24 protein-coding genes are annotated in these 25,613 nt (G+C 47.7%); 8 read left to right on the forward strand and 16 right to left on the reverse strand.

The features are described from left to right. Nucleotides 1–78 precede the first annotated feature (78 nt). From G5S52_RS05710 to G5S52_RS05720, 3 genes are all read right to left on the reverse strand, one after another. On the reverse strand, nt 79–681 hold the full coding sequence (locus tag G5S52_RS05710; RefSeq protein WP_165012188.1) for a hypothetical protein: 603 nt from the start codon (nt 679–681) through the stop codon (nt 79–81). 128 nt (nt 682–809) lie between these two features. Then, nucleotides 810–1,145, reverse strand: a complete 336-nt coding sequence (locus G5S52_RS05715; protein WP_165012189.1) for a DMP19 family protein — start codon at nt 1,143–1,145, stop codon at nt 810–812. Beyond that, on the reverse strand, nt 1,145–2,071 hold the full coding sequence (locus G5S52_RS05720; RefSeq protein ID WP_165012190.1) for a LysR substrate-binding domain-containing protein: 927 nt from the start codon (nt 2,069–2,071) through the stop codon (nt 1,145–1,147). The genes G5S52_RS05715 and G5S52_RS05720 overlap by 1 nt, the downstream gene beginning before the upstream one ends. A gap of 143 nt (nt 2,072–2,214) precedes the next feature. Between G5S52_RS05720 and G5S52_RS05725 the strand changes: the two genes are divergently transcribed. Beyond that, entirely contained in the window at nt 2,215–3,108 is an 894-nt protein-coding gene (locus G5S52_RS05725; protein WP_165012191.1) for a DMT family transporter, read from the forward strand. 91 nt (nt 3,109–3,199) lie between these two features. Here G5S52_RS05725 and G5S52_RS05730 read toward each other — a convergent pair whose 3' ends face one another. Continuing rightward, the gene (locus G5S52_RS05730; RefSeq protein ID WP_165012192.1) at nt 3,200–4,606 is read right to left on the reverse strand and encodes an alkaline phosphatase D family protein; all 1,407 of its coding nucleotides are present in this window, start codon (nt 4,604–4,606) and stop codon (nt 3,200–3,202) included. Nucleotides 4,607–4,931: 325 nt separating this feature from the next. Between G5S52_RS05730 and G5S52_RS05735 the strand changes: the two genes are divergently transcribed. Together G5S52_RS05735 and G5S52_RS05740 are read left to right on the forward strand one after the other, a co-directional pair. Further along, the gene (locus G5S52_RS05735; protein WP_165012193.1) at nt 4,932–6,371 is read left to right on the forward strand and encodes a glutathione synthase; all 1,440 of its coding nucleotides are present in this window, start codon (nt 4,932–4,934) and stop codon (nt 6,369–6,371) included. Between the two features lie 234 nt (nt 6,372–6,605). Then, nucleotides 6,606–7,952, forward strand: a complete 1,347-nt coding sequence (locus G5S52_RS05740; RefSeq protein WP_165012194.1) for a hypothetical protein — start codon at nt 6,606–6,608, stop codon at nt 7,950–7,952. 176 nt (nt 7,953–8,128) lie between these two features. On the opposite strand, the gene G5S52_RS05745 is transcribed toward G5S52_RS05740, so the two are convergent. The 6 genes from G5S52_RS05745 to G5S52_RS05770 all read right to left on the reverse strand — a co-directional run bounded on the left by G5S52_RS05745 (nt 8,129) and on the right by G5S52_RS05770 (nt 15,152). Further along, complete coding sequence (locus G5S52_RS05745) at nt 8,129–8,443, reverse strand: hypothetical protein (protein WP_165012195.1); 315 nt, start codon at nt 8,441–8,443, stop codon at nt 8,129–8,131. A gap of 306 nt (nt 8,444–8,749) precedes the next feature. Continuing rightward, nucleotides 8,750–11,083 (reverse strand): calcium-binding protein, encoded by a 2,334-nt coding sequence (locus G5S52_RS05750; RefSeq protein WP_165012196.1) that lies wholly within the window; start codon nt 11,081–11,083, stop codon nt 8,750–8,752. 550 nt (nt 11,084–11,633) lie between these two features. Then, entirely contained in the window at nt 11,634–12,071 is a 438-nt protein-coding gene (locus G5S52_RS05755; RefSeq protein WP_165012197.1) for a GNAT family N-acetyltransferase, read from the reverse strand. Between the two features lie 641 nt (nt 12,072–12,712). Then, the gene (locus tag G5S52_RS05760; RefSeq protein ID WP_165012198.1) at nt 12,713–13,114 is read right to left on the reverse strand and encodes a phosphate-starvation-inducible protein PsiE; all 402 of its coding nucleotides are present in this window, start codon (nt 13,112–13,114) and stop codon (nt 12,713–12,715) included. A gap of 127 nt (nt 13,115–13,241) precedes the next feature. Continuing rightward, nucleotides 13,242–14,156, reverse strand: coding sequence for a M14 family metallopeptidase (locus tag G5S52_RS05765; protein ID WP_165012199.1), 915 nt, complete (start codon nt 14,154–14,156; stop codon nt 13,242–13,244). Between the two features lie 111 nt (nt 14,157–14,267). Beyond that, nucleotides 14,268–15,152, reverse strand: a complete 885-nt coding sequence (locus tag G5S52_RS05770; RefSeq protein ID WP_165012200.1) for a LysR family transcriptional regulator — start codon at nt 15,150–15,152, stop codon at nt 14,268–14,270. Between the two features lie 262 nt (nt 15,153–15,414). Here G5S52_RS05770 and G5S52_RS05775 point away from each other — a divergent pair, with 262 nt between their 5' ends. After that, on the forward strand, nt 15,415–16,125 hold the full coding sequence (locus G5S52_RS05775; protein WP_165012201.1) for a cation efflux transmembrane domain-containing protein: 711 nt from the start codon (nt 15,415–15,417) through the stop codon (nt 16,123–16,125). A gap of 33 nt (nt 16,126–16,158) precedes the next feature. Here G5S52_RS05775 and G5S52_RS05780 read toward each other — a convergent pair whose 3' ends face one another. Together G5S52_RS05780 and G5S52_RS05785 are read right to left on the reverse strand one after the other, a co-directional pair. Then, a complete protein-coding gene (locus tag G5S52_RS05780) occupies nt 16,159–17,577 on the reverse strand; it encodes a sensor histidine kinase (protein WP_165012202.1) in 1,419 nt (472 codons plus the stop codon). Next, nucleotides 17,555–18,235, reverse strand: a complete 681-nt coding sequence (locus tag G5S52_RS05785) for a response regulator transcription factor (RefSeq protein ID WP_165012203.1) — start codon at nt 18,233–18,235, stop codon at nt 17,555–17,557. The genes G5S52_RS05780 and G5S52_RS05785 overlap by 23 nt, the downstream gene beginning before the upstream one ends. 215 nt (nt 18,236–18,450) lie before the next feature. On the opposite strand from G5S52_RS05785, the gene G5S52_RS05790 reads away from it, so the two are divergent. The 4 genes from G5S52_RS05790 to G5S52_RS05805 all read left to right on the forward strand — a co-directional run bounded on the left by G5S52_RS05790 (nt 18,451) and on the right by G5S52_RS05805 (nt 20,746). Beyond that, nucleotides 18,451–18,882, forward strand: coding sequence for a GlcG/HbpS family heme-binding protein (locus G5S52_RS05790; RefSeq protein WP_235956127.1), 432 nt, complete (start codon nt 18,451–18,453; stop codon nt 18,880–18,882). A 152-nt stretch (nt 18,883–19,034) separates the two neighbouring features. Beyond that, entirely contained in the window at nt 19,035–19,940 is a 906-nt protein-coding gene (locus G5S52_RS05795) for an AraC family transcriptional regulator (protein ID WP_165012205.1), read from the forward strand. Nucleotides 19,941–19,951: 11 nt separating this feature from the next. Beyond that, nucleotides 19,952–20,173, forward strand: coding sequence for a hypothetical protein (locus tag G5S52_RS05800; protein WP_165012206.1), 222 nt, complete (start codon nt 19,952–19,954; stop codon nt 20,171–20,173). Between the two features lie 111 nt (nt 20,174–20,284). Beyond that, on the forward strand, nt 20,285–20,746 hold the full coding sequence (locus G5S52_RS05805) for a methyltransferase family protein (protein ID WP_165012207.1): 462 nt from the start codon (nt 20,285–20,287) through the stop codon (nt 20,744–20,746). Nucleotides 20,747–20,750: 4 nt separating this feature from the next. On the opposite strand, the gene glcF is transcribed toward G5S52_RS05805, so the two are convergent. From glcF to G5S52_RS05825, 4 genes are all read right to left on the reverse strand, one after another. After that, complete coding sequence (gene glcF / locus G5S52_RS05810; protein ID WP_165012208.1) at nt 20,751–21,974, reverse strand: glycolate oxidase subunit GlcF; 1,224 nt, start codon at nt 21,972–21,974, stop codon at nt 20,751–20,753. Further along, the gene (gene glcE / locus G5S52_RS05815; protein ID WP_165012209.1) at nt 21,971–23,065 is read right to left on the reverse strand and encodes a glycolate oxidase subunit GlcE; all 1,095 of its coding nucleotides are present in this window, start codon (nt 23,063–23,065) and stop codon (nt 21,971–21,973) included. Before glcE ends, glcF begins: the two co-directional genes overlap by 4 nt. Then, nucleotides 23,058–24,500, reverse strand: coding sequence for an FAD-linked oxidase C-terminal domain-containing protein (locus tag G5S52_RS05820; protein ID WP_165012210.1), 1,443 nt, complete (start codon nt 24,498–24,500; stop codon nt 23,058–23,060). The genes glcE and G5S52_RS05820 overlap by 8 nt, the downstream gene beginning before the upstream one ends. Nucleotides 24,501–24,622: 122 nt before the next feature. Then, entirely contained in the window at nt 24,623–25,537 is a 915-nt protein-coding gene (locus G5S52_RS05825; protein ID WP_235956112.1) for a LysR family transcriptional regulator, read from the reverse strand. Nucleotides 25,538–25,613: the final 76 nt, after the last annotated feature.

A 25,613-nucleotide genomic window follows, 5' to 3' on the forward strand; every position in this document is an offset into this window, starting at 1 on the left:
AAAACGCTGCCCGTTTAGAAACTGATGGGCAGCGTTTTTGGTTCATAGTTGTTAACTCTTGTTGGATAGTGTTCGCGATTACAAAACGCGAAGACTCTTAATCCAGATGTTGCTGGTTTCACCGGTTTCAAAGTTCAGTCTCGGTGAGAGATAGATGTCTTGAACGTTATCCAGGTTCAGTGCAATCTTCTTGGTGCTTTCTGGCGCCCAGCTTGGTTGTTGGAAGTCATCGGCGTTCAGTTGAACCGTCGTCCATTGATCAGAAGCTGGGATAACGGTTTGATAGTGAGCGTAAGAACCATCGCCACTTGAGCCGAAGTCTGATTGAGAGAACTTCACTGACACATCTGATTCTGAGCGGTAAGTAATTTCTACCACCGACACGCCAGACAGCGCTGTATCGGTATCACAAATTATTTCGACAAACGGCCAATTTTTCCCTTCCTGCTTGGCGGATAAAGTGAACTCTACCTGAATCTCACCATCTTGAATTAATGGGTCTGCCGCGCGGAAGCTGGAGCCAAAACTATCAGTCGCCGCTTTCCAATTCGCAACATGAAGTAGATTCTTTCCTTTGATGCCATCAGCGGCCTGTGCGAGCGGGGATATCAATACCGCAAAGAGCATAGTGGTAAGAAGCATAGCGCCATATAAAAAGCGCTTGTTGTTGATGAGATTCATAATAAAAAACCTATATTGTGTGTGGTTTCACCAATATGGATTTGGCTTAAAAAATAGTCACTTACTGGTAGGTTGAAGTACGAGTGGGGTCATCTTGCGGCTAGGTTAGAAGGGATATTTGCGACGCGTTACGTCTTACTGTCTGTCGACTGATATTGTTTCAACAATCCTGAAATATCGTCTGTGTATTCATAGAAGGTGTTGTCTAAATCACCGAACCCTTCGCTGATACTTTCTAATTCTTCCTGACGTTCAAAACGGTTTCTGGATGGCATTCTCTTGGGGAACCGCATAGCGGCTTGTTTTAAGAGGTTTGCTGTATGGTGAGCGTTGATACATTCAAGCGCCGCAATGGTTTCTTGGGTGAAATCGCCCGCGGAATTGAAGAAGAATTGGTCGAATTCGCCGTTGTTGACTTCTCTTTCCAACTCATCAATCAGGTCGGCAATTGAGGGTGCTTTCATCAGGCTTCCTTCATCTCAAACCACTCCCTGAACCATTTGGCGAACTCGCGCGCAGGTGGTTTTAGCGGCACGTCTTTTCTCGATACTAAATAGTAGCTGGATGCCGAAGGCATAGAGTGTTCGCCGATTCTTATCAGCTCTCCGCTGGCAATGGCGGACTCTGCCAATACGCTGCGGGCGAACAACACGCCGTGTCCTTCAATGGCTGTCTTTTGAGCGTATTGGTATTCGTTGAACCTTAGGCTTTTGTAGCCTTCCACATCGAAGTTTTCGAATTTACTGAGCCATTGCTGCCAACCGGGTTGGACGTTCACCAACTGTGGGCTCGAATCGATAATCATGGCGGAGTGGTCGAGCAGGGTTTTTAAATCGTCGCTTTGCACGCGCTCCAACAATTCTGGGCTGACGCAGGGGAAGATCTCTTCATCGGCGATTTTTTCGAATACCAAGCCGTCATCATAAGGCTGATAGGTATAACGAATGGCAAGATCGAGGGATTGAGCGCGGAAGTCGACTTTGCTGTTGTTGGCGTCCAGCGTCAGGCTGAGGTCTGGGCAGGCGGCGTAGAAGTCGGGCAGGGCTTCCATCAATCGTAAATAGGCGAAGGATGAAATGGCACTCACGGTAATTTCACTGCTGGCAGCGGCAGAACGAATTTGATGAGTGGTGGCGAGCAACTGGTCAAAGGCGGTGGTGCTGGAGGCGGCAAGTTGGCGGCCGATGTCTGTCAGTTCCAGTTTGCCTCCGTTGCGATGAAACAATGGTGCACGAAACCAGGATTCCAGTTGTTTGATGCGTTGGCTGACAGCTGAAGAAGTGAGGTTAAGCATCTGCGCTGCGCCAGCGATGGTGCCGCTTTTTATCACTGCATCAAACGACACCATGGCGTTCATCGGTGGAATATCCTGAAACTTGCTCTCGTCCATTTTTCTTCCTCGTCTTCCTTTGCGATAGCAGGTGTTTAGCTGCGCTTAATGCCCGTTAACTTTGATAAATATCGCGAAAGGCGCTTTGCCGTTAACGTCTTCATGATGCTCGCACACAGGTGAAGCGAGCACAAGGAGACGAAATGATGCAGCCAAATACTATCGGTAAAGTTGAAATGATTCTGGCGATGATGCTTTCGAGCACCATCGGCGTGTTTGTGTATGAGTCGGGGCAGTCAGCGCTCAATGCGGTGTTTTATCGCTGTCTGTTTGGGTTCATGTTTCTCGGTTTCTACGCTTGGGTAAGCGGTTATCTCGATGCTTCGAAGGTGACGGGGAAAGAGTGGCTGTTGATGCTGGCTGGTGGCGTCACTCTGGTACTGAACTGGTGTTTTCTGTTTACCTCTTTCAGCTTTGCACCGATTGGGATGACGACGGTGGCTTATCACACCCAACCCATTTTTGTGTTGTTGATTGCAGCGCTTTTTTTGCGCGAGCGGTTTGAAGCGCATAACTGGTTTTGGGTGTTGGTGGCATTTTCCGGCGTGCTGATGATTGTGGATCCGTTCTCCAGTGGTTGGAGCGAAAACCTGCTCTGGGGGATTGGCAGCGCCATGGTAGCAGCTGTGTTGTATGCGATAACCACTTTGATCACCCGTCGGTTAAGTCATATCAAACCGCATTTAATCGCAACGGTACATTTAGCTCTCGGTACACTAATGATGGCAACTTTCGCGCCCGTTCAGGAAGTGCCGGCAGCAGGCGATCATTGGTATTGGTTGCTGGCGTTGGGATTCTTGCAGACGACAGTGATGTACATTTTGCTTTATGGCGCATTCCAGAAGCTGGAAACCCCAATGATTGCGGTGCTGGCCTATGTTTACCCGGTCGCGACCGTGATGGTGGATTATCTGGTTTATGGCAATGCCATCACGCCACTGATGACGCTCGGTATGCTAGCCATTCTCTTCGCGGGCTTTGCGATGAACCGAAATATTCGCCCGTTCCAGTGGTGGCGGAAAGCGCAGACCTGCTGATTGGTTTCGGACGTTGGCTGAATAACCACAAGGGACAACATTATCCCTTGTGGTTAATCAGAGTGATGCGAGCCAAGCGTTTTAGTGGTAATTAGAAAACAAATTCCATCGTGCTTTTCAAATCGCCTTTGCGCTCGTAAACCCGAATTTGGATGCGCTCCTGAGTCACGCTCACTTTGGTGAAGTTATCGCCCGAGTAAACATCAGAAACGGCACCTAACGGATAGGCGTTGTCATCAGTGGCAGAAGCAACGGAGCCTTTGAGTTTGAACTTGCTCCGTTTCATGTGCGGATATGGCCAGTAGAAGGCCGAAGAAATAATAGAGTAGATGTTTAATGGGGCTTCTCCCGGTTCGGCGATATTGAGCTCAGCAGACATGGAGCAGTGGACATCACCCGCGAGAAAAACGACTTTCTGTACATTGTTGTCGCGGATGCAGTTGATGATTTGGTCGCGTTGCTGTCTGTAGGCGCTCCACTTGTCGTCGTTTTCTTTCTTTAAGTCCGGGAAGAAGGGGACAGAGGTCGCGACGAATTTTACGCGTCCAGAGCCATCCGCCAACCAAGCCAACAGTGCGTCCATTTGTGCTTCACTTATCATCTCTCCATCTTCTGGGTCCCGCTCAGTGCGAGTGTCCGTCACGAAGAAATCACAGCAGCCATCTTGGAAGGCATAGTAATAACGCTCTGTTGAGCCAGACAGCTTTCCATCGTTATTAATTGAGAGCAGCGGACTGTGGCTCATTTGATAAATCTGATAGGAGTGGATGGCAGCAGGGTATTTGGTCGTCATGTCTTTTGAAGTGGCTTTGCTCGGCCAGTTGTCTTCAATTTCATGATCATCCAGCGTCATGTATGTCGGGACGGAGCTCATCAGTTTTCGAATGTGTTTTTGGCTGAAGGCATCTCGATAACGCGCAAGGTACTGGTCGACACATTCATCGGGGCTGATAAAGTTGAGGTCATCGGCATAGATTTGGTCGCCGACCATCAAAAATCTGTCGACCGATTCCCCATCTTGCATCTGCTTTAAAATCGATCGGAATGTTTTGTCACCACGATTATCAAACCAACTTCCACCAAAGAGGCGCAATAGGTAACGGCATGAGCCGAAGACAAATTGTTTTGGCGCATGGATATCGTTGCTGGCGGTTTGGAATTCGCCTTGGTCTGCATCTTTCCAATCCCACTTTGTGGATGCTTTGAATTCATCGAGTTCTTTATCAGAGAAGATCCAGCCAACTTGATAGATGTATTTGGTGTCAGGCTCTAAGTCCTGAAAGACGGCAATCCCCGTCATATCGAAGTTTGGGTTCATTTTGAAGATGGAAGGGGAGCGAAAACTACTGCCAGCTTTGCGTATTCGCGCTACACCAAAGGCTCGTCTTGGCTGTCCGTTATCAAGTTTCTGGTGATCTGCACGGCCAAATATACGGGCCGTGTTTTCGTCTACGTGACCGACAATGGGGCCGACCGAAAGCTTGTTGATTGACGTCATTGCTTATCTCCAGTGGTTGATATTGTTCTTATTAAGTGGTGATGCCCCTGGCTAATTGGGGGTGTATATGAAGTTTGTGTTGAGCGCCCAAGAAGGCATATACACGACTATAACGCGCCACATAAGGGATAAAGTGGTGACAGATCGACTATGGAAAAACGCAAAGGAAAAGATAAAGCGACTTGCGAGTATGAAACACTTGCCTAGATTTCATGCACTTGAACAGGGAGCGAAATCTGAGGCCTTGAATTATGCGTTGGTGGAACAAATAACGGGGTAATAGCCGCCAGTTCTGCGCGGCGCATTGATAAGCCGAGGCGAAATCATGGCATACCGAAATACTGAAAAAGCGAAGAATGAAGCGGTTGAATGGGCCTTAACCCATGGAATGGCACTCAAACAAACTGCGGATTCTGCAAGGCATCCTGCATTTACTCTTACACCGACGGCTATTGATCAATCCCGCTATGAGCACCTGACCTCTTCCGTTCACTTGCTGGGCAAACTGGTGCATGCGGTGTCGGAAGATTCGCATTTTCTTCATCACGCGATTTCCCCTATTACGACGGGCAATATCTTCTTCCGCGCGTTGTTAAAAATGCACCAGCAAATCCACAGCGGTGATGAACCTGCGCGCCGGGTTCCGCTGCTCATGATGCGCAGTGATTTTATGGATGACGCCGAACTTGGCCCGAAGCTGGTGGAGTTCAATGGTATCGCAGCGGGTATGGGGCCGTTTGGTCAGCGAATCCATGAATTGCATGATTATCTGACGGTTCAGTGGCCTGCGCCCTATGAAGAATGGGCGGCTGAAAACCACGGGGAGTTGGTGGAAAACCGCGCTCTGGAAGGGCTGGCAGACGGCGTCGCGACGGCAACCAAATCAATCAAATCGCACTTTGGTGACGAAGGCAGACCAACGTTTTTGATGGTGGTGCAAGACCATGAAGACAATGTGTATGACCAACACTTACTGGAACATGCACTGCAAGCCCGCGGCATAAGAACTGTGCGTCGTACCTTCCGTGAACTCTATGATGGGCTGTTTACCGGTAAAGGACATCGCTTATTGTTAGACGGGATTGGCCCGATTGATTGTGTTTACCTGCGCGCGGGCTATCAGTTCAGCGATTATGTGGCGCATGACATCATTGATGTCGCCTGCTGTGAAGCGTTGTCCCAAACCCGCGTGATGATTGAAAAGCACCATGTGGCGGTGAACGCAACGGTTAGCCAGCAATTGGCGACCAGCAAACGTGTTCAAATGCTACTTTCCTCAGCATCTGCAGAATCCTTGATGCAGTTCGGGCTGACGGAAGAAGAAGCGCAGACCGTGAAGCATTTCCTCGGTGAGATGGTCGCGGTTGACGAAAACAGCGCCCAGCTTGTGGCGGAAAGCGATGTGGATGACTGGGTGCTGAAAAATCAGGGAGAAGGTGGCGGGCATTGTGTATTCGGTGATGACATTATCGCCAAGCTAAAAACGCTCGATCCACAAGAATACCAAGCCTGGGCATTGATGCGCCGTCTCCACCCAAAGCCAAGAGTTAAGCCAGCGCATTTGGTGCGCAAAGGCGAAATCTATGTGGTGGATGATTTGATTAGTGAAATCGGCTTGTTCACCGTGCACCTGAATGGAGAGCCAGTGGTTGATAATGACGGCTATGCCGGATACCTCATCCGCAGCAAATCCTCCAAAGTGACGGAAGGCGGCGTTCACAGTGGAATGGGCGCGCTGGATTCGTTGGTGTTTAGGGGTAGTTGATAAGATTCTACTTTTGACCGAGCCCCCCAAACTATTTGTCGTGTGACTCAATTCTTTTCAAAAGATGAACTGAGTCACAGTCGGTATTTTAATTTACAGTGCGTCTCATTTTAGGAAGATGAGGCCAGATAGTGCATACCGTATGCTGTCTAATTAGAAGGCAATTGATCAGTAATTAAGCAGCAGGCTTATATCTGGCTCGGAAGAACCTTTATTTCATGGATGATGACGCAGATGGCAGTATTTAAATCAGTACCAAAGCTAGTTTTTTTAGCTTCTTGTTCTCTTTTTCTCGGATGTGGTGGCGGGGGCGGCTCTAATGAACGTCCACAAAATACGCCAGACGATGGAGGTTCATCTGTCAACGTCAATGGCGTTCCTTCTTTGAACAGCCTCTCGGCGTTTTCTACAAACTCTCCACCTAACTTGGTTTCATGCTCAAAGGCTTTTCTAAACGATGAGTCGTGCAGCTTGAGTGAGATAAAACCATTAGGTGTTTCGACCTCCTCAGTTTCTCTCTCTGACATTGAGTCTCGCCTTGTGGTTTCACATGACTGGATGGCGCAAAGCTTTCTCGAAGCAATGGAAGACATTTCGTCTCCGGACCTCAATAACCTTTTCAAATCAGTTAACGCCATTGTAATCAGTTACGATATCCGTCCTTCGTTTTATCACTCATTTACCGCTTCTATGTATATCGATCCTCGCTATCTTTGGCGCAATAAAGATGAATGGGACTCTATTTTTAAACAAGATGATTTTCGTTCCGACTATGGAGATGGACTTAGGTTTGACGCGTTTAGGCGTTATGTCGACTGGAATGGCGACTATGTAACATGGTCAAATACTTTCAGGACAAACACTTATGAGTCGCGTTCTTCTTATCAAATCGCGCCGGGATTGCTAAGGCTTTTAGCTCATGAACTTGCTCATGCGAATGACTATTTACCACATGATTCATTGTCTTCTCTTGGTGATAGCGGAACTATTCGTGAAGCGATGAATGACATCACGCCAGTGCATCAGGAGCTGGAAAGCAGTATACCGCTAACTGATGATACGCTTCGGGAAATTGCTGATGTGATGTTTGGAGGCGCAAACGCAAGCGAATTCATCCGCTCGATTGAACCTTCATATGCAGGCGTCTTTTTTAACTACGATGGTGCGGAGGATTTGTACAGCTATTACACGCCTCAAGAAGATGTCGCAATGCTGTTAGAATCTCTGATGATGTTAAAGAGATATTATGCTGTGTCAGATGTCGCCTTTGTTAGCGTTCCAGAAGACAGAGACAACGCATCGTGTGACGACTATGTCATTGGATGGGGCCAAAGAGCTAGGCTTGCGGATCGTTATGTCGAGCAAAGAGCTGCTTTTGTCGCAGAAAGAATCTTGGGAACGGATGTATCTAATAATTTATTTCCACTGTACGCGGACGCAACGCCACTGCCAACAGACGTAGGTTGGTGCGCAGCTATGGACTCACTGAGATCTTATGAGAGAGCATCGTCTTATTCTTTGAAGAAAGAGGCGTCTAACACTAACCGTGATATTGAAGAAGATAGGTTAGTGAACTGGTAAACATACGCTTCTTAAAACTCAGGTCGATCTAGGTTTCACTGAAGGCCCGATTTTTACTAATTCCCCCCTAAATACCTATTGCGGAGATTTAAGTAAAGACCTGAAAAAACTTGGAAAAATACGATTTTGTGGAAGTGGCGCCGTGCCTCGTTGATTTGCTGTGGTGAGAAACGCTTCTATTTATGGGCCATCGTTAACTGTGTTTCTCTATCGGATGAATTAACCATTGTCTTTTCTAATTCAAATACGAATTGTTGATGCACATTGTTAGAGGCTTTAATAGCGGGAGTCGAGTCCAGCTGAGATTCAACTGGCGTTGTCTTTACATCCAATAGCTCTACCCCCCAAGCTTCTGTCTTGGGAGAACCAGATTGGGCTGCTTTCAAATGGTCGCTACTCGGTGATCCCAGCAAGAAAACAGTCAAAAGCAAAACTGCACAGCTCGTGATTACGACCATTTTATCTACTGTTAATCCATTCAATTTATTCACGCCTTTTGATTCCACGACAAAGAGAGCAAATCGGTTCGAGAGTGACCATTCGACCCAGCAAGATGAGTGGGCAGTGTATAGAAGAATATGAGGACTAGATTTTAAAGCACGTCAATTGCGAGCTAGATGGTATTGCGTTGTTAAGTGAATGTATGAGGGTTCAGGGAATAGGGAGTCACATTCGATTTATGGCCTGAACGCCATGATGAGTTCTTTGTTGTTTTGGCTAATGACTTCGATGCACATAAAAAATCCCACGCGATTGCGTGGGATTTTCCTAAATGACGTCAAAGTTAGTTTCACGGATTAACCGAATATAAAGTGATCTTCTGTTAGGTACGCAGCGTCAGTGTTGCTCAGTGTGATGGTAAACGGCTCTTCATTCGAAGCGTTATCTACCGTTGCTTCGATGACAGTGTCGGTGCCTTGCTGGGAGATTTGCAGCTGACTGTAATCCAGTGTTGCTTCATGAAGCTTGAATGCAATGAAGTCTTCATTCACGTCAAAATCTGTAATGGTGTCGTGTCCGATGTCGTTCTCGAACTGTGTCGTATGATGGAACATGAAGATGTCACTACCTTCACCACCTGTCAGCAAGTCATTGCTCCAGATTCCTTGCAGCGTATCATTGCCTTTTCCTCCATCTAACACACCACTCCCTTCAATATGGTCATTGAAGTCAGTGCCAACAACGTTATTGCCGTTCAGGAAGAATTCAGTATTCGCAGAGGTTAATTCCGAGATATCTGTATTCAGTAGTGTCACAGAATGACCTTCGGCGATATCGATGACAGTGTCAGAACCAGATTGAGCGAATTGCAATGAGGACAGATCAATGTCTTGGGTTCCGAAAACGCGATGAGAAATCACCAAAGCGTCTTCAGTGGCGTTGAAATCTCGGATTGTATGGTCATAGTCGCCAGAACGCCATGTGGTGACAATAAACTCTGTATTACCAACCCCCGTGGTGGAGGCATTCCAATCACCGATATAGAAAGTATCTGCACCTTGACCACCTGTTAAGGTATCACTACCCAAGCCAGCGTAAAGCTGGTCATCACCGTTCCCGCCATTCAATATATCGTTGTTGTAACCACTGGAATTATCGGGACCCGCGACAAGAATGTCGTTTCCATCTTCTCCTTTTAGGACGTCGCCATGCTCACCACCGATGAGTATGTCATCACCTCTACCACCACTCAGCCTGTCATTACCGTCATAGCCATTGAGAGCGTCATCACCACTCCCTCCGACAAAAACATTATTTTGCTGAGGAAGGCCGCTGTACTGTGGAGCCGATATGTTGAAGGAAATGTCACGTTCGATGGAGAAATCTGACGCATCTACACCCATCAGAACAGTCTCTTTTCCATTTAACGACACAATCGTATTATCACCATCCTGAGTAACATCAATGGCATATGATGAGGCGTCAACATTCAAACCTTCTAGGTCGGGGTCGGCATTAAATCGAAGATGATCGATACCGGGTTGAAAGTCGGTGATATACTGCGGCGAATTGTCACCACCCTCAACATTAAACACGAAAGTGTCTTCACCTAAACCGCCAGTAGAGACGTCGCTTGCAAAACGCGCATCATTGCCGTCACCTGCATCTGTGTAACGGAATTCTCTGGGGCCACTAATCCCTGACTGAGTTTCGACGAATTGATTGTCGGTTGAGCGAAACGCTAAGAACCTATCAATGGCATTTTGTGAATAGCTCACCATACCACTGTGAACGATGGCGTCATTAAACGAAAAGTGTGCAGAAGTCAGAGAAGTCGCATCAGTGCTATTTAAGGTGATTGTTGAATCTTCAGAAAGCGTGATGACAGTAGTCATACCTACCTGGTCGATCGTTAGTTCGCTAAAGTCCGAGGCAATTTGATTATCGATACTGATCACGTCTTTATCGAGTTCGAAATCAACAATTCGATCGTGGCCTGAGCTTATCGAAATATCGGTACCTTTTTCTAAGGTAAAGTACAAATCTCTATTTAAGACGTTAGCTCCAAAGAAGAAAGTATCGCTTCCAGAACCTCCAAACAGCAGTTGGTCGTTGTGGTTACCAGCCAGTAAGTCATTACCATCACCGCCCCAAAGGTGGGTGCCCTGACCGAGGCTGCCGACAACAAGTAACGCGTCGTCTCCCGTGCCACCTAATGCCTTGTCCTGGTTCCCTAGGCTGATCAGAACGTCGTTATCTGAGCCACCGCGGAGCGTGTCGTTTCCATAACCTTCAATCCAATCTCTGCCAGCGCCGCCTATCAAAGTGTAGCTAGCGTCGACATTGCCGATTAACATGTCGTTGCCCGCACCGCCGACAGCCTTTTCGCTGTTTGTGATTTGGTCATTTCCTTCGCCGCCATAAGCTTGGTCATTTCCTGACCCACCGCGAATACTATCGTGGCCTGCTCCACCATCAATAAAGTCATCTCCAGCATTACCAGATAGTAAATCAGAGCCACCGAGCCCATATAAGAAATCGTTACCATCGGTGCCTTCGATGGCATCGGCACCTTCAGTACCGGACTGAGAGAGTATGGTATCCGCTGAATAGAGAAATTGTGTTTGCGCTGAAGTCTCATCACTGGTTTTTGATGAATTATCTGTAGAATCCAACATAGTTGAAGGCATATTTTCTTCCTGATTATTATTGTCCTGATGTAGAGGGTTTAAATTAACAATCGAGATGGGTAGTTCTTGTTTTTATTTTGAGAACGAGGATTTAAATTCATTTGTGTTTCATTAATAAAGCATTGGGTTGTAAATTGTTAATTTTAAATTTTTACTTTTAAAGGTGACAACTTATTCTAATCGGCGGTGATAATTTATTTTAATCAATGGGGGAGGATTATAATTGCTTGTCTATATAAGTAGTTGAATTAAAATATTTTATGGCTCATTGAGGTTGGAGTTCTGGTCGCCATAGAGTCTATCTTTAGATAACGTCTTGTAGAATTTGGCTTTTTCTTTCGCTGGTTTAGTTAATTCTTATGTCTATTATTCCATACAGCAAAAGATAGGTGTCGCTTTGATTGGGTGAATAATTTGGTGGTTTTTTTGAGGTGGAAGTCAAGTGTATAAAAGAATTGTAAACTTGAATTTAGAAATTGCTTCAAATTCGAGTTGGTAGTGTTGTGTGGCTAGGTCAATAAAAAGCACTAATAAGAGAGATGAACACGAATTATGGCTTACATATCATTATGAATTCTTGTTCAAGTTCTTCAATACGAATAAAGCCGAGCTTTGAGTAGAGTTGTTGTGCTGGATTGGTTTTGATAACACTTAATTGGACAGTCGTATTCGTTTCTTTAGCAACACCCAATAGGTTTTTAATTACACTCTCTCCAATACCCCTGCCTTGATAGTCAGGGTGAACCTGGATCTGAATCAGCTTCCACATATTGGTCTCTAAACAATACGCGGCTTTTATCAAACCAATCGGCTTGCCTGAATACTCGATGATTTCTGCGCAGTCGAACTGGTAGCGAATCCGTGCTTCGTAATTCTCTCTGGACGTTGGCATACCGACTTGTTCGAGGTACTTTCGCATCGTCAGGTCTCTGAATTCGAAAAGAAAATCCATATCAGATTCAGTGGCTTTGCGGAGGGTAATTTGCATTGCAGTTCCTTTTGGTTCGCTGCTTTACAGCGAGCTTCTCAAGAGATATCTAGCCGTTTGACCATTTCTAAATCATTCAGTGTGCTATTCCCACTGCGTTCCTTGTTGGATTTCCCTGTCGCTTCAAAACCAAGCTTGTTGTAAAAGTTGATTGCTCGATGGTTTGTATCCATGCGTCAACATGGACTTGGGCGATGTTACTGGCATCCTCGAGCGATGCATTCCTTACCAAAACATTCATCAATGATTTTTCTTTTATTGAGCCTTGTTGAGTGGATAGGGGCTGTTGACTTTTGGTGGTTAAATTTTGTTCTAACCCTAAGCGTTTTAGGCGCGGCGAGGTGTGTGCCGCCTAGTTATTCTAAGCAAATACACCTCAACAAAGCATAAAACGCTTAGGGCAGAACCCTTCGGGCAGCGTTTGTGGGGAATTTCTGCTGCGTTATCGGCTTCTCATGTAGGCTAGCTACACATCGAAGCCTCTGCCTTGTATAAAGCCCCCACAAACTGCTGCAAAAATCATCACCAAAGGTCAACAGCCCCTAGCGTGGATTAAGAAAAATCAGTTATGCATAGCCACATGAGGCTTTCAACATGCTCTTGTGGCTATGCGAGCGAACTCGATCAGAAAAGGCGTTTTTCTATTCCTCACCACCCGGCACTTTGGGGTAGGGGAATTTGATATGGCCGATTCTGATAACAAACACGGTAATGGCGAGGATAAGACCAGCAAAAGTGATAGACAGGATCCGCCAGTCATCCATGTTTTTCATGTCGAGGATAAGGTAACGCGCCAGTGCAACTATTCCGATGTAAAGTGGCATGCGGACGGGTACTTTCCCAGATTCGAAGAAGCTATGCACCATGGCAAGTACTTCGAGGTAGATGAACATCAGCAGAAGATCGCCGACTGATACGGTGCGGTTAACGATGACTAAATGGATTTCTTCGCCAATGGCATAGATTGTGGCGATCACAATCAGTACCAGCACGCAGTTTTCCATAAAGTGTATGACTTTAGACGTATTTTTGTTCTTGGGCATTTTCACCACCATCCTTGGGTAAAATGGCAGTGTAGCGAGAAGCTTTACAGCTGTGCCGTCTCATTGACAAGAGCACACCCCTTCAATATTGAAGGAGTGCGATTATGAGGAGCGTTTGAAGTGGCTGTTATCGAACAGAAAGCAGGTAGTTTAACGCACCGCGAACAGCAGCAACCTGCGCATCATTACATTCTTCGTCGGTCACTTTCGGGCTGTCTGGGTACACTTCTGTGGTCGTACCGTATTGGCAATTGGTAAAGCCACTACACAGGCCCAATTTCTTTGTTGGGTAGTTAATCACGCCTTCCTGCTCTACCGGAGTGCCAATGATATTGCCATTTTCATCGGCTGGCGCAATGTGAGTGACTTTACGCACTTCATTGATGATGGCGGTTTGGAATTCCGTGTTCGGCATGTCAGTGTCGCCAACGGTGTAGAAACCGTCTGGCACCGTATCTGGTTCATATTCCTTGCCGTCACGCGCAGCCAGCGCAGGGCGGAATTCAGACTCGTCGGTATCTGTGGTTTCATGCAGATCGATATGGGTGAAGATTTCCACACCCAGACCTTTTACCCAAGCCATCACATTCGCCGCTTCTTCTGAAGGGCTGTTTTCATAGAATGAGCGGTTAGGGTCGACGGTTTGCGGGTTCCATCGGTTGATGGTTTCGTAACCCCAAGGGCTGACACACGGCGCAACCACCAAGTTGAAATGCTCGGTGTAGTTTAGTGCCTCTGTATCAAGAAACTTCAGTGCGCCATGAACACCGCTGGTTTCATAGCCATGCACGCCACCCGTGATCAAAATGGTAGGTTTGGAAGTCTCGAAATTCCGGCTGCGAATACCGAACTGTGGATAGCGAGCCTTGTTGTAAGATAGCGCGCCGTATTGCTCGACATCGAAACGATCTTTTAGTGCATTGATTTTTCCAAGCACTTCTTCTTGATAGCTGCGTTTGATGCTTACAGTGTGCAACCACTGAACTCTTTCTTTTTTGCCCCAAGGTTGACCTGGTGTACCGATCGGGTATGCGTTAGACATGCTTGTTACTGTTCTCCTGTTACTTTGTCGATGAGATTATTCGCACCTTCCCCTTTTGAGGCAAACTTTTTATCTACTGACAATTGTTTTATCTACTGACAATTGTTTTATTTACTCTGCATCTGCCACGAGAAAACTTTCCAACCTGTCTGAAAGCCAGGCTGTCAGTGCACCGCCACGTGCATCCATGGCGGTAATTTCACCATAAGGTTGCCATTGCATCGCGTTGGAATGGCGCATGACCTGCAACGTGCCACTACGAAGATACTTCCTCAACAGCATAGATGGCACATTTGACCAACCTGAACCGTCCAACACCGCATCTCGAAGGTGCTCGTAAAATGGCAATGCGATGTAGTGTGGTGAGATTGGGTCGAGCGCCTTAAGGCCTTCGTCATCCACGTAAGCGAGGGTGATTTCGGTATACCGTTCCAAGTCTGCACGTTGTATACGTTTCATCGACGCCAATGGATGATCTTTTCGCACCACAGACATCATGCGTACCTGACCCAGTTTCTTTGAGTTAATGCGGCCAAAGGCGCGGGTTTCTGGCAACAGGCCGAAAGCCACATCTACCATGTTTTCATCCACCATTTCGTAAAGCTCTGGTGGGGGAGCCACGTAAATCGAAACGCTGGAATCGGGGAACTGCTGCTGAATTTCCCGCATGGTGGCGCGCCAGAATGATTCCGGCAGTGCATCATCACGGCCGATGCGGAGGGCAGATTCAATGCCACTTTCGAATTGTCGGCATTTTGCTTCGATATCCACAGCGGCTTGCAAAAGGCGTTCGCAATCGTCATGCACCATTCGGCCAACATCCGTCAGTTTTACGCTGTTACCGGAACGGGCAAGTAACTCAACACCTAAACTGTCTTCCAAGGCGCTGATCGCCGCACTCACCGTGGTGCGGCTTTTGTCGAGCTCTCGGGCAGCGCCGGCAATCGAGCCTTCTTCAACTGCGGTAAGAAACATTTCTATTTGGCTGCTACGCATATCTGCATACCGTTTCATTAATCTTGTGGAAATTGATTCTACGCCTAAATATTTCAGTGAAAAGACCTGGTGACGAAAAAGTTGTCGCTCAGCAACTCTTTGATTTTGTCCAAAGCGGTTATTGTGTTTCCAGAGCGTTAAGGAATACCCAAATTACCTCGTATAAACGGCTGTTTTAAGCCAATAAGAACTGCGCTAAATGGTAAGAGGTGGTTTGGTTATTCTCGCTACTGTCAAAATTTTTGTCACTTTGTGGGGATTTATGTCTTGTGAATATACGAAAGAACGTAACTTATTGAAGTTTTCTACCCTTGCTTGTTTAGGTTTCGCAGCGATGGGTATCGGCCTGGGCATCTGGGCGGGATCTATGGTTATTGTGTTCGATGGCGCTTACTCTCTTGTCAGTCTGGCTCTTTCTCTGATGGCGCTTGCAGCAACCATGTACATTCGTAAGCCTGTGAAAAAATCAGGTAAAAATGAGAAGCTAGTATCTGCGCGAAAGGCTGCAGTGATTGAATCGCTGGTGGTTCTCACTAAAGGCCTTGTGGTGGGCATTGTTTGTCTGGTGTCATTCGCTTCAGCAATGCAGGCCATGTTTGACGGTGGCCGTGAAGTCAACGCAGGTTTTGCGCTGGTGTTTGGTGTGATCAATGTGGTGGGTTGTCTGGCAACCTACATGGCGGTGCGCAAACAATCCGGTAAACGTCCTTCAGCGATTCTGAAAGCAGAATCAAGCCAATGGCTGATGGATACAGTGATCAGTGCTGCCGTGTTGTTGGGTTTCCTGGTGGCCGCAGGTTTGATGATGAGTGGTCTGGAAGAATATGCGGTGTATGCCGACCCAATGATGGTGATTCTGGCTTCGGTTTATTTTGCTACCGTACCAGTGAAAATGATCAGCGAGTCTTCGAAGAAACTGATGGCTATCCATCAGGAGTCAATGAACGAAAAGGGTGAGGGTGTTCTTGCTTGACTCACGAAAGAGTAATTTGAAGAAAAGAGCAGCTTAGGCTGCTCTTTTTTGTGGGAAACAGAGGGTAAAAATACTGCCTTTTCCTAATTCTGAGGTAACACTGAGTTCTCCTCGAATTGTCGTCGTGATTGCTTTGGCTAACGACAGCCCAAGTCCATAGCCTTCTGTTGAGCGGCTTTGTTCTGTTCTGAACAATCGTGAAAAAATGAGCGATTGATGCTCTTCCGCAATCCCCATTCCCGTATCGCTGACCGTAATGCGTGCAGATTTAGCGTCCACCTCGTATGCGAGCACAACGGTTCCATCTTCAGGCGTGAACTTAATGGCGTTATCAAGAAGGTTTACAAGCACCTGAATCAATTTACTTTCATCACTCACCAACTGTTGACCTTTTGGGCAGTCAATAATGAGCGTAATTGATTTTTCCTCCGCGGCTTCCTCGTACCATTCCACCACCTTATCTAAGGTGTGTTTGACATCAATGGAATGAAAAGAGGGCATGCTTCGACCTGCCGCTTCATCATTAATTTTCATTAAGGTTGTCAGCATTTGACTGGCAATTTCGGATGATTCCAGACAGTCCGTTAATGCAGCTTTTAAAGCTGCTTCGTTCTCGGTTTGGGACTTGGAGCCGATCAGCGCGCTTTCTGCAGATAGCCTGATGCGTGACAGCGGTGTTCGTAGATCGTGGGCAATGGCGTGAAGCGTATTTTCCATGCTTTCAATCACCATGCTCAGTCTGGTCAACAGTTTGTTGATGCTTTGGCTCATCGCAGAAAGCTGCCCTGATTTGTTTCCTTCAGAGACATTAAAAGCAATATATAAAGTGTCGAGTGACGCAATACTGGCTTCATCCAACTGGTGGGCAAGCGAGAAAAGCGGAGCAAGCGTTGAGTGGATCAGCTTCCAGACAAAGCCCGTACAGACGAATGCTAACAAGGCTAAGGCCATGCCAATCCTCGTCCATTCGCTGAACACGGTCGGAAAATGTACCAAGGTAGGCTGCACCATCCAATAGGTTCCTGTTTTTGCCTGCATAGGTAAGGAGATATAAGGCACGCTGGTCACTTGGGTTATCCAGCTTCTTCCATTAGCTAGATAGGTATTCAAGGGTTTGGTTGGGGCTAGCAGGTCAAACCCTCCGATTCTTTTTACCTCTTTTTGATTATCGGCCTGCCAGAAAATGGCAATTTGATTTTCTTCCAATCGCTGTGGGTTGGAAGTGATGACATGAAGGAATTTTTTGTCGTCGTTGAAAGTGATAATCCGTTGATACTCGGCCTGCATTGAGCTGAGTAGCTTTACGTCATTGCGATAAGACCCATAAAGCAACATCACTGCAATGGTGATTTGAACGAACACCAAGCACAGCGTAAGCACCAGGACAAAGCGCAAGAACAAGTGGCGCTGTGTTTTGGATAGCGACTGGCTAACACTCTTTTCTGAGGACATAGCCGACTCCTCGTATCGTGTGTATCAGCGAATGGTCAAAGGACTTGTCGACTTTGTTCCTCAGCCGGCAAACGAGCACATCAACCACGTTAGTTTGGGGATCGAACTGATAGCCCCACACTTGTTCAAGAATGGCTGTTTTCGACATCACTTTTTCTGGATTTCTGAGAAAAAGCTCTGCGAGTGCAAATTCTCTTTTATTGAGGGATATACGTTCTTCGCCCCTGACCAGTTCGCGTCGGATCAAATCAAGGCTGAGTTCGTCAAAACTCAATGATGTGGGAGAGGCGGGTTCTCGGGCTCCGCGACGTGAAATAGACTGGCATCTTGCCATCAGTTCGGTAAAGGCAAAGGGCTTAACGAGGTAGTCGTCTGCGCCACATTGTAATCCAGTCACGCGCTCTTGAACCGAATGCTTCGCACTGAGAATGATCACGGGCACGTTGTGGCCTTGTCCCCGTAGTTGGCGGAGCAAGGTCATGCCATCCATTTCTGGCAGCATCAAATCCAGAATCACGACGTCGTAATGTTCCAGAGTGGCGTAGTGGAGACCTTCAACGCCAGTTTTTGCCAGCGTGGTTGAGCAACCTTCCTGCTCGAACCCTTGCTGGAGAAACTGCTGGATGTGCGCGTCATCTTCGACGATCAGTAAATTCAATCCATGACTCCGTATTTGTCTTTTCTGTAATTTATCAGAGCGTGTTGGTGAATTGGCTTTCATTACAAGTATGTAATGGTTTGGAAAGTTTTGGGTAATTGGGTTCTGGGTACCTTGTTCATCTAGGATGAACAGAAAGGAAAATGCTCATGAAATTCTCAATGAAACATTTGGCACTGGTTATTGGCGCAACCTGTTTTACCTCCTTTGGCGTAATGGCCAAGGACGTCAGCATTCAGAAATCAGAACTCTCTTCTTCTGTCGCTTTTAACCTTGCAGTGGAAGCGATGAATCAGTGTAAGAAAGACGGCTACGCGGTGACGGCAACCGTGGTTGACCCGACCGGACGGGTGTTAGCGCAGGTTCGTGATAACAAAGCAGGGACCCATACACTGGAGAGCTCGCGCCAGAAAGCGTTCACATCCGTCAGCATGAAACGCCCAACGGCGGATCTGATGAAAACCATCAATGACAAGCCCATTCTGCAGCCCCTTCAATATATGGATGAAAACCTATTGTTTTTGGCTGGCGGTATTCCGCTGAAAGAGAAAGACATGATTGTTGGTGGGATCGGTGTTGGCGGTGCGCCTGGCGGTCATCTCGATGTTGCCTGCGCAGAAGCTGCCATCAATAAACATCTGAAATAGTGCGACAAGAGCAGGGGAGACTCTGCTCTTTCCATTTCCGATGCATGATAAAGCCCAGTGTGGATCGAAGCTCAGCAATTTTGGTCATGTTTTATTTTCGGTTTCAGGATAGTTTGGTCTGACTGGTTTGCCGTGCAAATGGCAGACTCAGAATGACACTGAACATGGATGAAACGGCAAATAGAACCAAGATGCATCACTTAGCGGAAAAACTGGAAAGAGCGCGCGAATTTATTGAACTCAACCTTGATAGCGACATTGATTTAGATGCACTCTCCGGCGTTGCATGCTTATCTAAGTTTCACTTCCACCGTCAGTTCTCCATCCGCTATGGCGTCAACGTTGCCACCTACGTCAGGCTACTTCGCCTGAAAAAAGCCTCTTATCAATTGGTCTATCGCCCTGATATCTCTGTGACTGATATTGCACTCGACTGTAACTACGAAAACAGTGAATCCTTCTCCCGCGCGTTCAGGAAAGTGTTTGGTGTTTCCCCTTCAGCTTTCAGACAGGATCCAGACTGGGCGTCATGGGAAACCCATTTTGATGCCATTGTTCGGGTAAGGAATGAGGTTTATATGAATGGTGCTGACTTTGAGGTAGAGATTGTGGATGTCCCGAGCGTCACGATTGCTGCTATCGAGCACCGAGATTCACCTAATCGACTGGGTGGAACGGTAGGTGAGTTTATTGAGTGGCGACGTGCCAATCATTGTCCGCCGTCGAAATATCGCACCTTCAATCTGGTTTTTGATGACCCTGATGCGGTAACCGACTCTTCTTTTCGCTTTGACATTGGCTGTGAGCTCCCTGAAAAAGCGGATTTTTCCGATCCACGTATCAAAGTGAAAACCATTGAAGGCGGCCGATGCGCAAAGCTTCGGTTTATTGGCAGCACTGATGCCATCGGTGTTGCTGTTCGTTACCTGTATTCCCCGTGGCTGGAGCAATCGGGTGAAAAGCTTCGTGACTTTCCTGTGTTTTTTGAACGAATCAACTTGTTCCCTGAAGTGCCAGAGCGCGAAATGATCACTGATATCTACCTGCCAATACTATGAATGTGACGGGGGTGGAGAAGCTTCTGGGTTACGCTCGGCTGGGTGTGGCGAGTTTTATCAAAACCTATCTTGCCGCATTGCTTGTTGTCACGGTCAAAGGAGAGATGTTCGTATTGTCATTGCGGATATGGTCTGAAGAGCCGTTGACGTTCTGGGGAAACGGACTGTGGCAGGTGAACTTCATTCTGGCGCTTTTCTTCACTCTTTTTTATTACGTAAATCCAAACACTTGAGTTACCTCGCGTAAGCAGATTTATTTCAACAGGTTAATGTCTGGTAGGAGCGCTAAGGGCTACACAAAACGTTAGTATGAGCTAATGAAATTAGCCCATGGATAAGATGTAATGAATAGCCTAAAACTGAAAATCCCCCCTGTCATTGTTGTCGCACTGGTACTCGTATTAATGAAGGTCATTTCCCTGTTTACCCCTGCCAGCGAGTGGCTGGCTTCCCTTCCTTCTGGGTTGCCGCTGTTATTTGTGGCTATTGGTGCGTTTGTTGCTGTGAGCGGTGTGGTCGAGTTTCGTCGCCATAAAACCACAGTAAACCCCATGCTGACGACGGAAGCCACAGCACTTGTCTCCGGTGGCATATACAAAATCACCCGAAACCCTATGTACCTTGGAATGCTGCTGGCGTTGGTGGGTGGCGTTTTCTATTGGGCTAACGTGTTCACGGCGTTGGGCTGTTTGGCGTTTGTGTTTTACATGAACCGCTTTCAGATTGAGCCGGAAGAAGAGTACCTGGCGGGTCAATTCCCAGATGCTTTTCCTGAATACATGACCAAGGTAAGACGCTGGATTTAACCGCTCAGTTTTCCAAACGTTCCGCAATCAATTCAATCCAATGTTTCACCGGCACTTGGGCTTTCGAGCCCAAATGCAATTGGCAGCCAATGTTGGCTGTGACAATCCCTTCAGGATCCCCTTCACTGAGTGCCTTCATCTTGCGTTTCAAGAGTTGTTGACTCAGCTCTGGTTGGAAGAGGGAGTAGGTGCCGGCCGAACCACAACAAAGATGGTCTTCTGACTTACGGGTTTGTTCGACACCTAGTCGCCTCAATACCTCGTAATAGGTTTCCTTGTTTTTCATGCCATGTTGTAACGTGCAGGGGCAGTGCACGGCAACTCGCTCGTTGCTGGTCTTAAGCGGCAATTGGGTGAGATCTTCCGCGAGTAAGATTTCACTCAAATCCTTGGCTTTTTCCGCAATAACCAAAGCCCTCTCTCGATAGTAAGGGGATTCGACCAGAAGCTGCGGGTAATCCTTGATAGTGACACCACAGCCTGATGCAGACATGACAATGGCTTCAGCACCATGTTCGAGATAGCGCCACCAGACATCGATGTTTCGTTTGGCTTGTTGTACGGCGCGTTCATGTTCTGAAAGGTGAAGATTGACTGCGCCACAACAGCCTTCCTGAGCCACTTCAATCAGCTCAATCCCCAAATGACTTAACACCGCTTTGGCAGCTTTGACAGTATTGGGCGTAGCGGTTTGCTGCACGCAGCCTCTGAAGGCAATCATGGTGCGGTTGGTTTTCGTTGCGGAAGGATAGGACTTTAGCGGTTGCTCCGTTGGAATTTGCTCGCGGAAAGTGTCCGGCATGAGAAACGTAAACTGGCGTGCGAGCCTGAACATTACCTTGTTCCATGAAGCATTGGGTAGGATTCGTGTGACGCCGTAACGTAGTGTTCTATCGCTAAACGAACGCGGCACAAGCTTTTCAATGTGCTGCTTGCCGATATCCAACAGCTGGCTGTATTCGACGCCGGAGGGACAGGTGGTTTCACAACTTCGGCAAGTCAGGCACCTATCCAGATGCGTTCGTGTTTTCTCTGTGGCTTCGCCGTTTTCCAGCATTTGTTTGATGAGGTAAATTCGCCCGCGCGGTCCGTCCCGCTCATCGCTGAGTTCTTGGTAGGTTGGGCAGGTAGCATTGCAGAAGCCGCAATGAACGCATCGGCGTAGGATTTCTTCGGCCTTTTTGCCATCCAGCGTGCTTAGAAACTCATCTTTCAGTGATGTCTTCATTGGCTATTGTCTCCCTGAGCTTCATCTCGCCCTAACCATGAATACATGCGGCCGGGATTAAACAGACTGTGTGGGTCAAAAGCCATTTTCAGGTTCTGGTGTATGCGTTTGGCTGTGTCCGACGGCGGATGAAAACACTCGGCATGACGATCAATGGGACGATAACAAGCGGCATGTCCACCTTGCAGAGCAGCAAGATTGGCGAGGGTGGAGAGTGATTGGTCCAAATAGACCCATCGGACGCCACCTGCCCAGTCGATCAGTGTATCGCCCAATTGCTCATAGTGCGGTGCGGCGGGAGAGAGGGAGAGCCGATATAACGGCTGCGCACGATGAGAAAAAAATGGGTGACGGAAATTTCTGATGGACCGCCAGAACAAATCCTGATTTTCCAGCCGTTCTCCACCAAGCGTTTCTATGCTGTGATTGATAGCCAGTTGACTGCCGGAAAGCCGGATGAAGAGTTGGCCTGAACACCAAGCAATGGCCGACAAAGGAAGTGCCGATACCGAAAGATCGCGCATTCGCCCGATAGCAGAGGGCGCATCACATTCAAACACCAGGGTGGTGGTGCTTTCTGATTTTGGACGCACACGCAGACTGACTTCAGTGACAATGCCAAACGCACCAAACGCCCCGGCTTGCAGTCTGGAAACATCGTAACCAGCGACGTTTTTCATCACTTGTCCGCCAAAGCGAAGATGTTCCCCGTAGCCATTGATGAGTTTCACCCCCAGTATGGCATCGCGCAGTGAGCCCCAAAAAGGGCGTGAAGCACCGCTGATGCCAGCAGCAACAGAACCTCCGAGCGTGGCTTTGCCGTTAAAGGCCGGTGGTTCACCCACTAAGGTCTGGTTGTTATTCGCCAGCAGTGCCTGGATCTCTGCAATGGTCGTGCCCGCACGGGCGGTAATCACAAGCTCGCTCGGGCGATAGGAAATCACGCCTGTATGGTTTTTCAGGGAAACTGCCTGACCGAAAGGCTGACGGCCGATGAAATGTTTTGTATTTCCGCCAATCAAATTTAATGCTGTTTTATCCGCTATCGCATCGTTGACCTGTTCAATCAGGTTGGAGGTGATATCAGCCATTTGAGCTCCCCTCCGTATTGTGAGAGTGGATAAGCGTTTTGTGTTCCTGACAATGCTTTGGCTCGGGAATTCCTTTGCCGGGATTGAGCAATCCTTCCGCGTCCCAGGCTGCTTTTACGCGATGAAACTGCGCTAACTCAGCGTCATTAAACTGGTGGTGCATCTGGTTGATTTTCTCTACGCCAACACCATGCTCCCCAGTGATACAGCCGCCGGCTTCCACACAAATTCTGAGTATCTCCGCGCCGAATTCTTCGGTCTTTTCAAGTTCCCCCTGCACATTGGCATCAAACAGAATCAAAGGGTGGAGGTTACCGTCCCCTGCATGAAAGACATTGGCGACGCGTAGGCCATAGAATCGTGAAAGCTGGTGGATTTGATTTAGCACGCTGGCAAGTTCACTGCGCGGAATGGTGCCATCCATACAGTAATAATCAGGTGAAATACGCCCTACAGCAGGGAATGCAGATTTGCGGCCCTTCCACATTCTTGCCCGTTCATCTTCGCTTTCCGAGATCTTGAGAGTTGTTGCACCTGCCTGCTGCAATATTTGCTGAGTTTGTAAAAGCTGGTGATTCACATCTTCTTCGCTGCCATCCAGCTCGCAAAGCAACAGGGCATCGGCCTCTTTGGGATAACCCGCTTTGGCAAAGTCTTCAGCGGCGGAAATGGCGTAAGCATCCATCATTTCTAAACCAGCGGGAATAATGCCGTTGGCGATGATATCGTTCACTGCATTTGCAGCGTTTTCCACCGAATCAAAACCAGCAAGGATCACGCGGGCCACGTCGGGCAGAGGAAGTAAGCGCACGGTGATTTCAGTGACTATGCCTAACATGCCTTCAGAGCCAGTCATTAAAGCCATCAAATCGAAACCGGGTAAGTCATACGCAGCGCCGCCTAAAACCAGTTTTTCGCCTTCGACGGTGACGACCACAGCAGACACCACATTGTGGACGGTTAAGCCATATTTCAGGCAATGCACACCGCCTGCGTTTTCGGCGACGTTCCCGCCAATTGAGCAAGCTATCTGGGAAGAAGGGTCAGGCGCATAATACAAACCTTCAAGGCTGGCTTGTTCTGATATAGCCAGGTTACGAACGCCGGGTTGAACCACGGCTAGTGAGGTGGTTTTGTCGATATCCAGTATTTGATTGAGTCTGGCGAGGGAAAGCAGCAGGCCGTCGCTTAGCGGTAAGGCGCCAGCAGAAAGGCCGGTTCCTGCACCTCGGACGACGACGTTGATCTTGTGCTTGTAGCAGAGCGACATGACCGCCATGACTTCTTCTGTCGATGCAGGAAGCACGACACACACTGGTATTTCGGTATAGACCGAGAGGCCATCACATTCATAGGGGCGCATGGTTTCTTCGTCGGTAATGACAAATTTGCTGCCGACAATGCCTTCTAGTGCTGTGATGACTTCCCTTTTCATGTTTCCTTCCCTGAAAACAATCCACGCTATTTAACAATAGGTGAGTACTTGTGTCTGCTTCCTATCCATTGAGCCTAGTGTGAGGGCTGCCGTCCAGTTTGAACGAAGAATGAGAGCGCAATTCACTTTTGCCAAGAAAGATCGGTGCTGCTTACTTCCGGAGGTAGGGGGATGGATTGGTTTTCGCACCAATGACTTTTCAGGTGATTAGTAAATGCTTTTACCAGACCGTTGTTGATTTGAGAACGGTGATAAACCAACCATAAATCCCAAGTGGGGAGTGTTTCTTCAACGTCGATGGCTTCAAGGTAGGGATCATTTTCCACCACGAAATCTGGCAACAATCCAATGCCTGTCCCGGTGCGAATCAATTCCGCCGCGCTCATATAGCTGTCGACTTTGATTTGGCTTTGGCTCTCTGATTTTTGTTCCCCTAGCCAACGTTCAGCAGGAAGGTGGGAAAACGCGTCGTTCAGGCAAATCCAGTTCGCATGGGAAGGAGAGTTCACTCCCGCGCATTTCGCCAGTTGGAACTGAAAGTGACTGAGCTTTACGCCAACCAGCGACTCATCGGGAGAGGTGGTGGCACGAATGGCGAGATCTGTGCTGGCAAGCCGTAAATCTGCATTCATCGCGCTGACTTTAATATCGAATTGAATGCCGGGATTGGAGACGGAAAGATCTCCTACGATACGCGACAGGCTCTGCAAGGCGATATCGCAGCAACTGAGTGACAGGACGCCAGCGAGGTCATCTTTCTTCTGTTTAATCCAGAACATGATGTCGTTGGCGCGTTCATCCATTTCCCTGACAAAGCCACCCAACTGCTCTCCATTTTTGGTAAATGCGATGCCATTAGACCGCCTTCGGATTAACGGGACACCGACGATATCTTCGAGACGCGAAATTCTGCGGCACACTGTGGAATGACTGATGCTCAATCGTCTTGATGCGCCCGATAACGATCCTTCGCACACGACAGCGTTATAGATTTTCAGGTCATTCCATAATGGGTCTGCATTCTTGCAATTCTGCATTGCACTAACCTCCATGTTCGAACGCATATTTTCGACTTACAGTGATGAAACCTCAATCATCCATTGGAAGGAGCTT

The organism is Grimontia sedimenti, from assembly GCF_011045095.1.
Lineage (GTDB): Bacteria > Pseudomonadota > Gammaproteobacteria > Enterobacterales > Vibrionaceae > Enterovibrio > Enterovibrio sedimenti.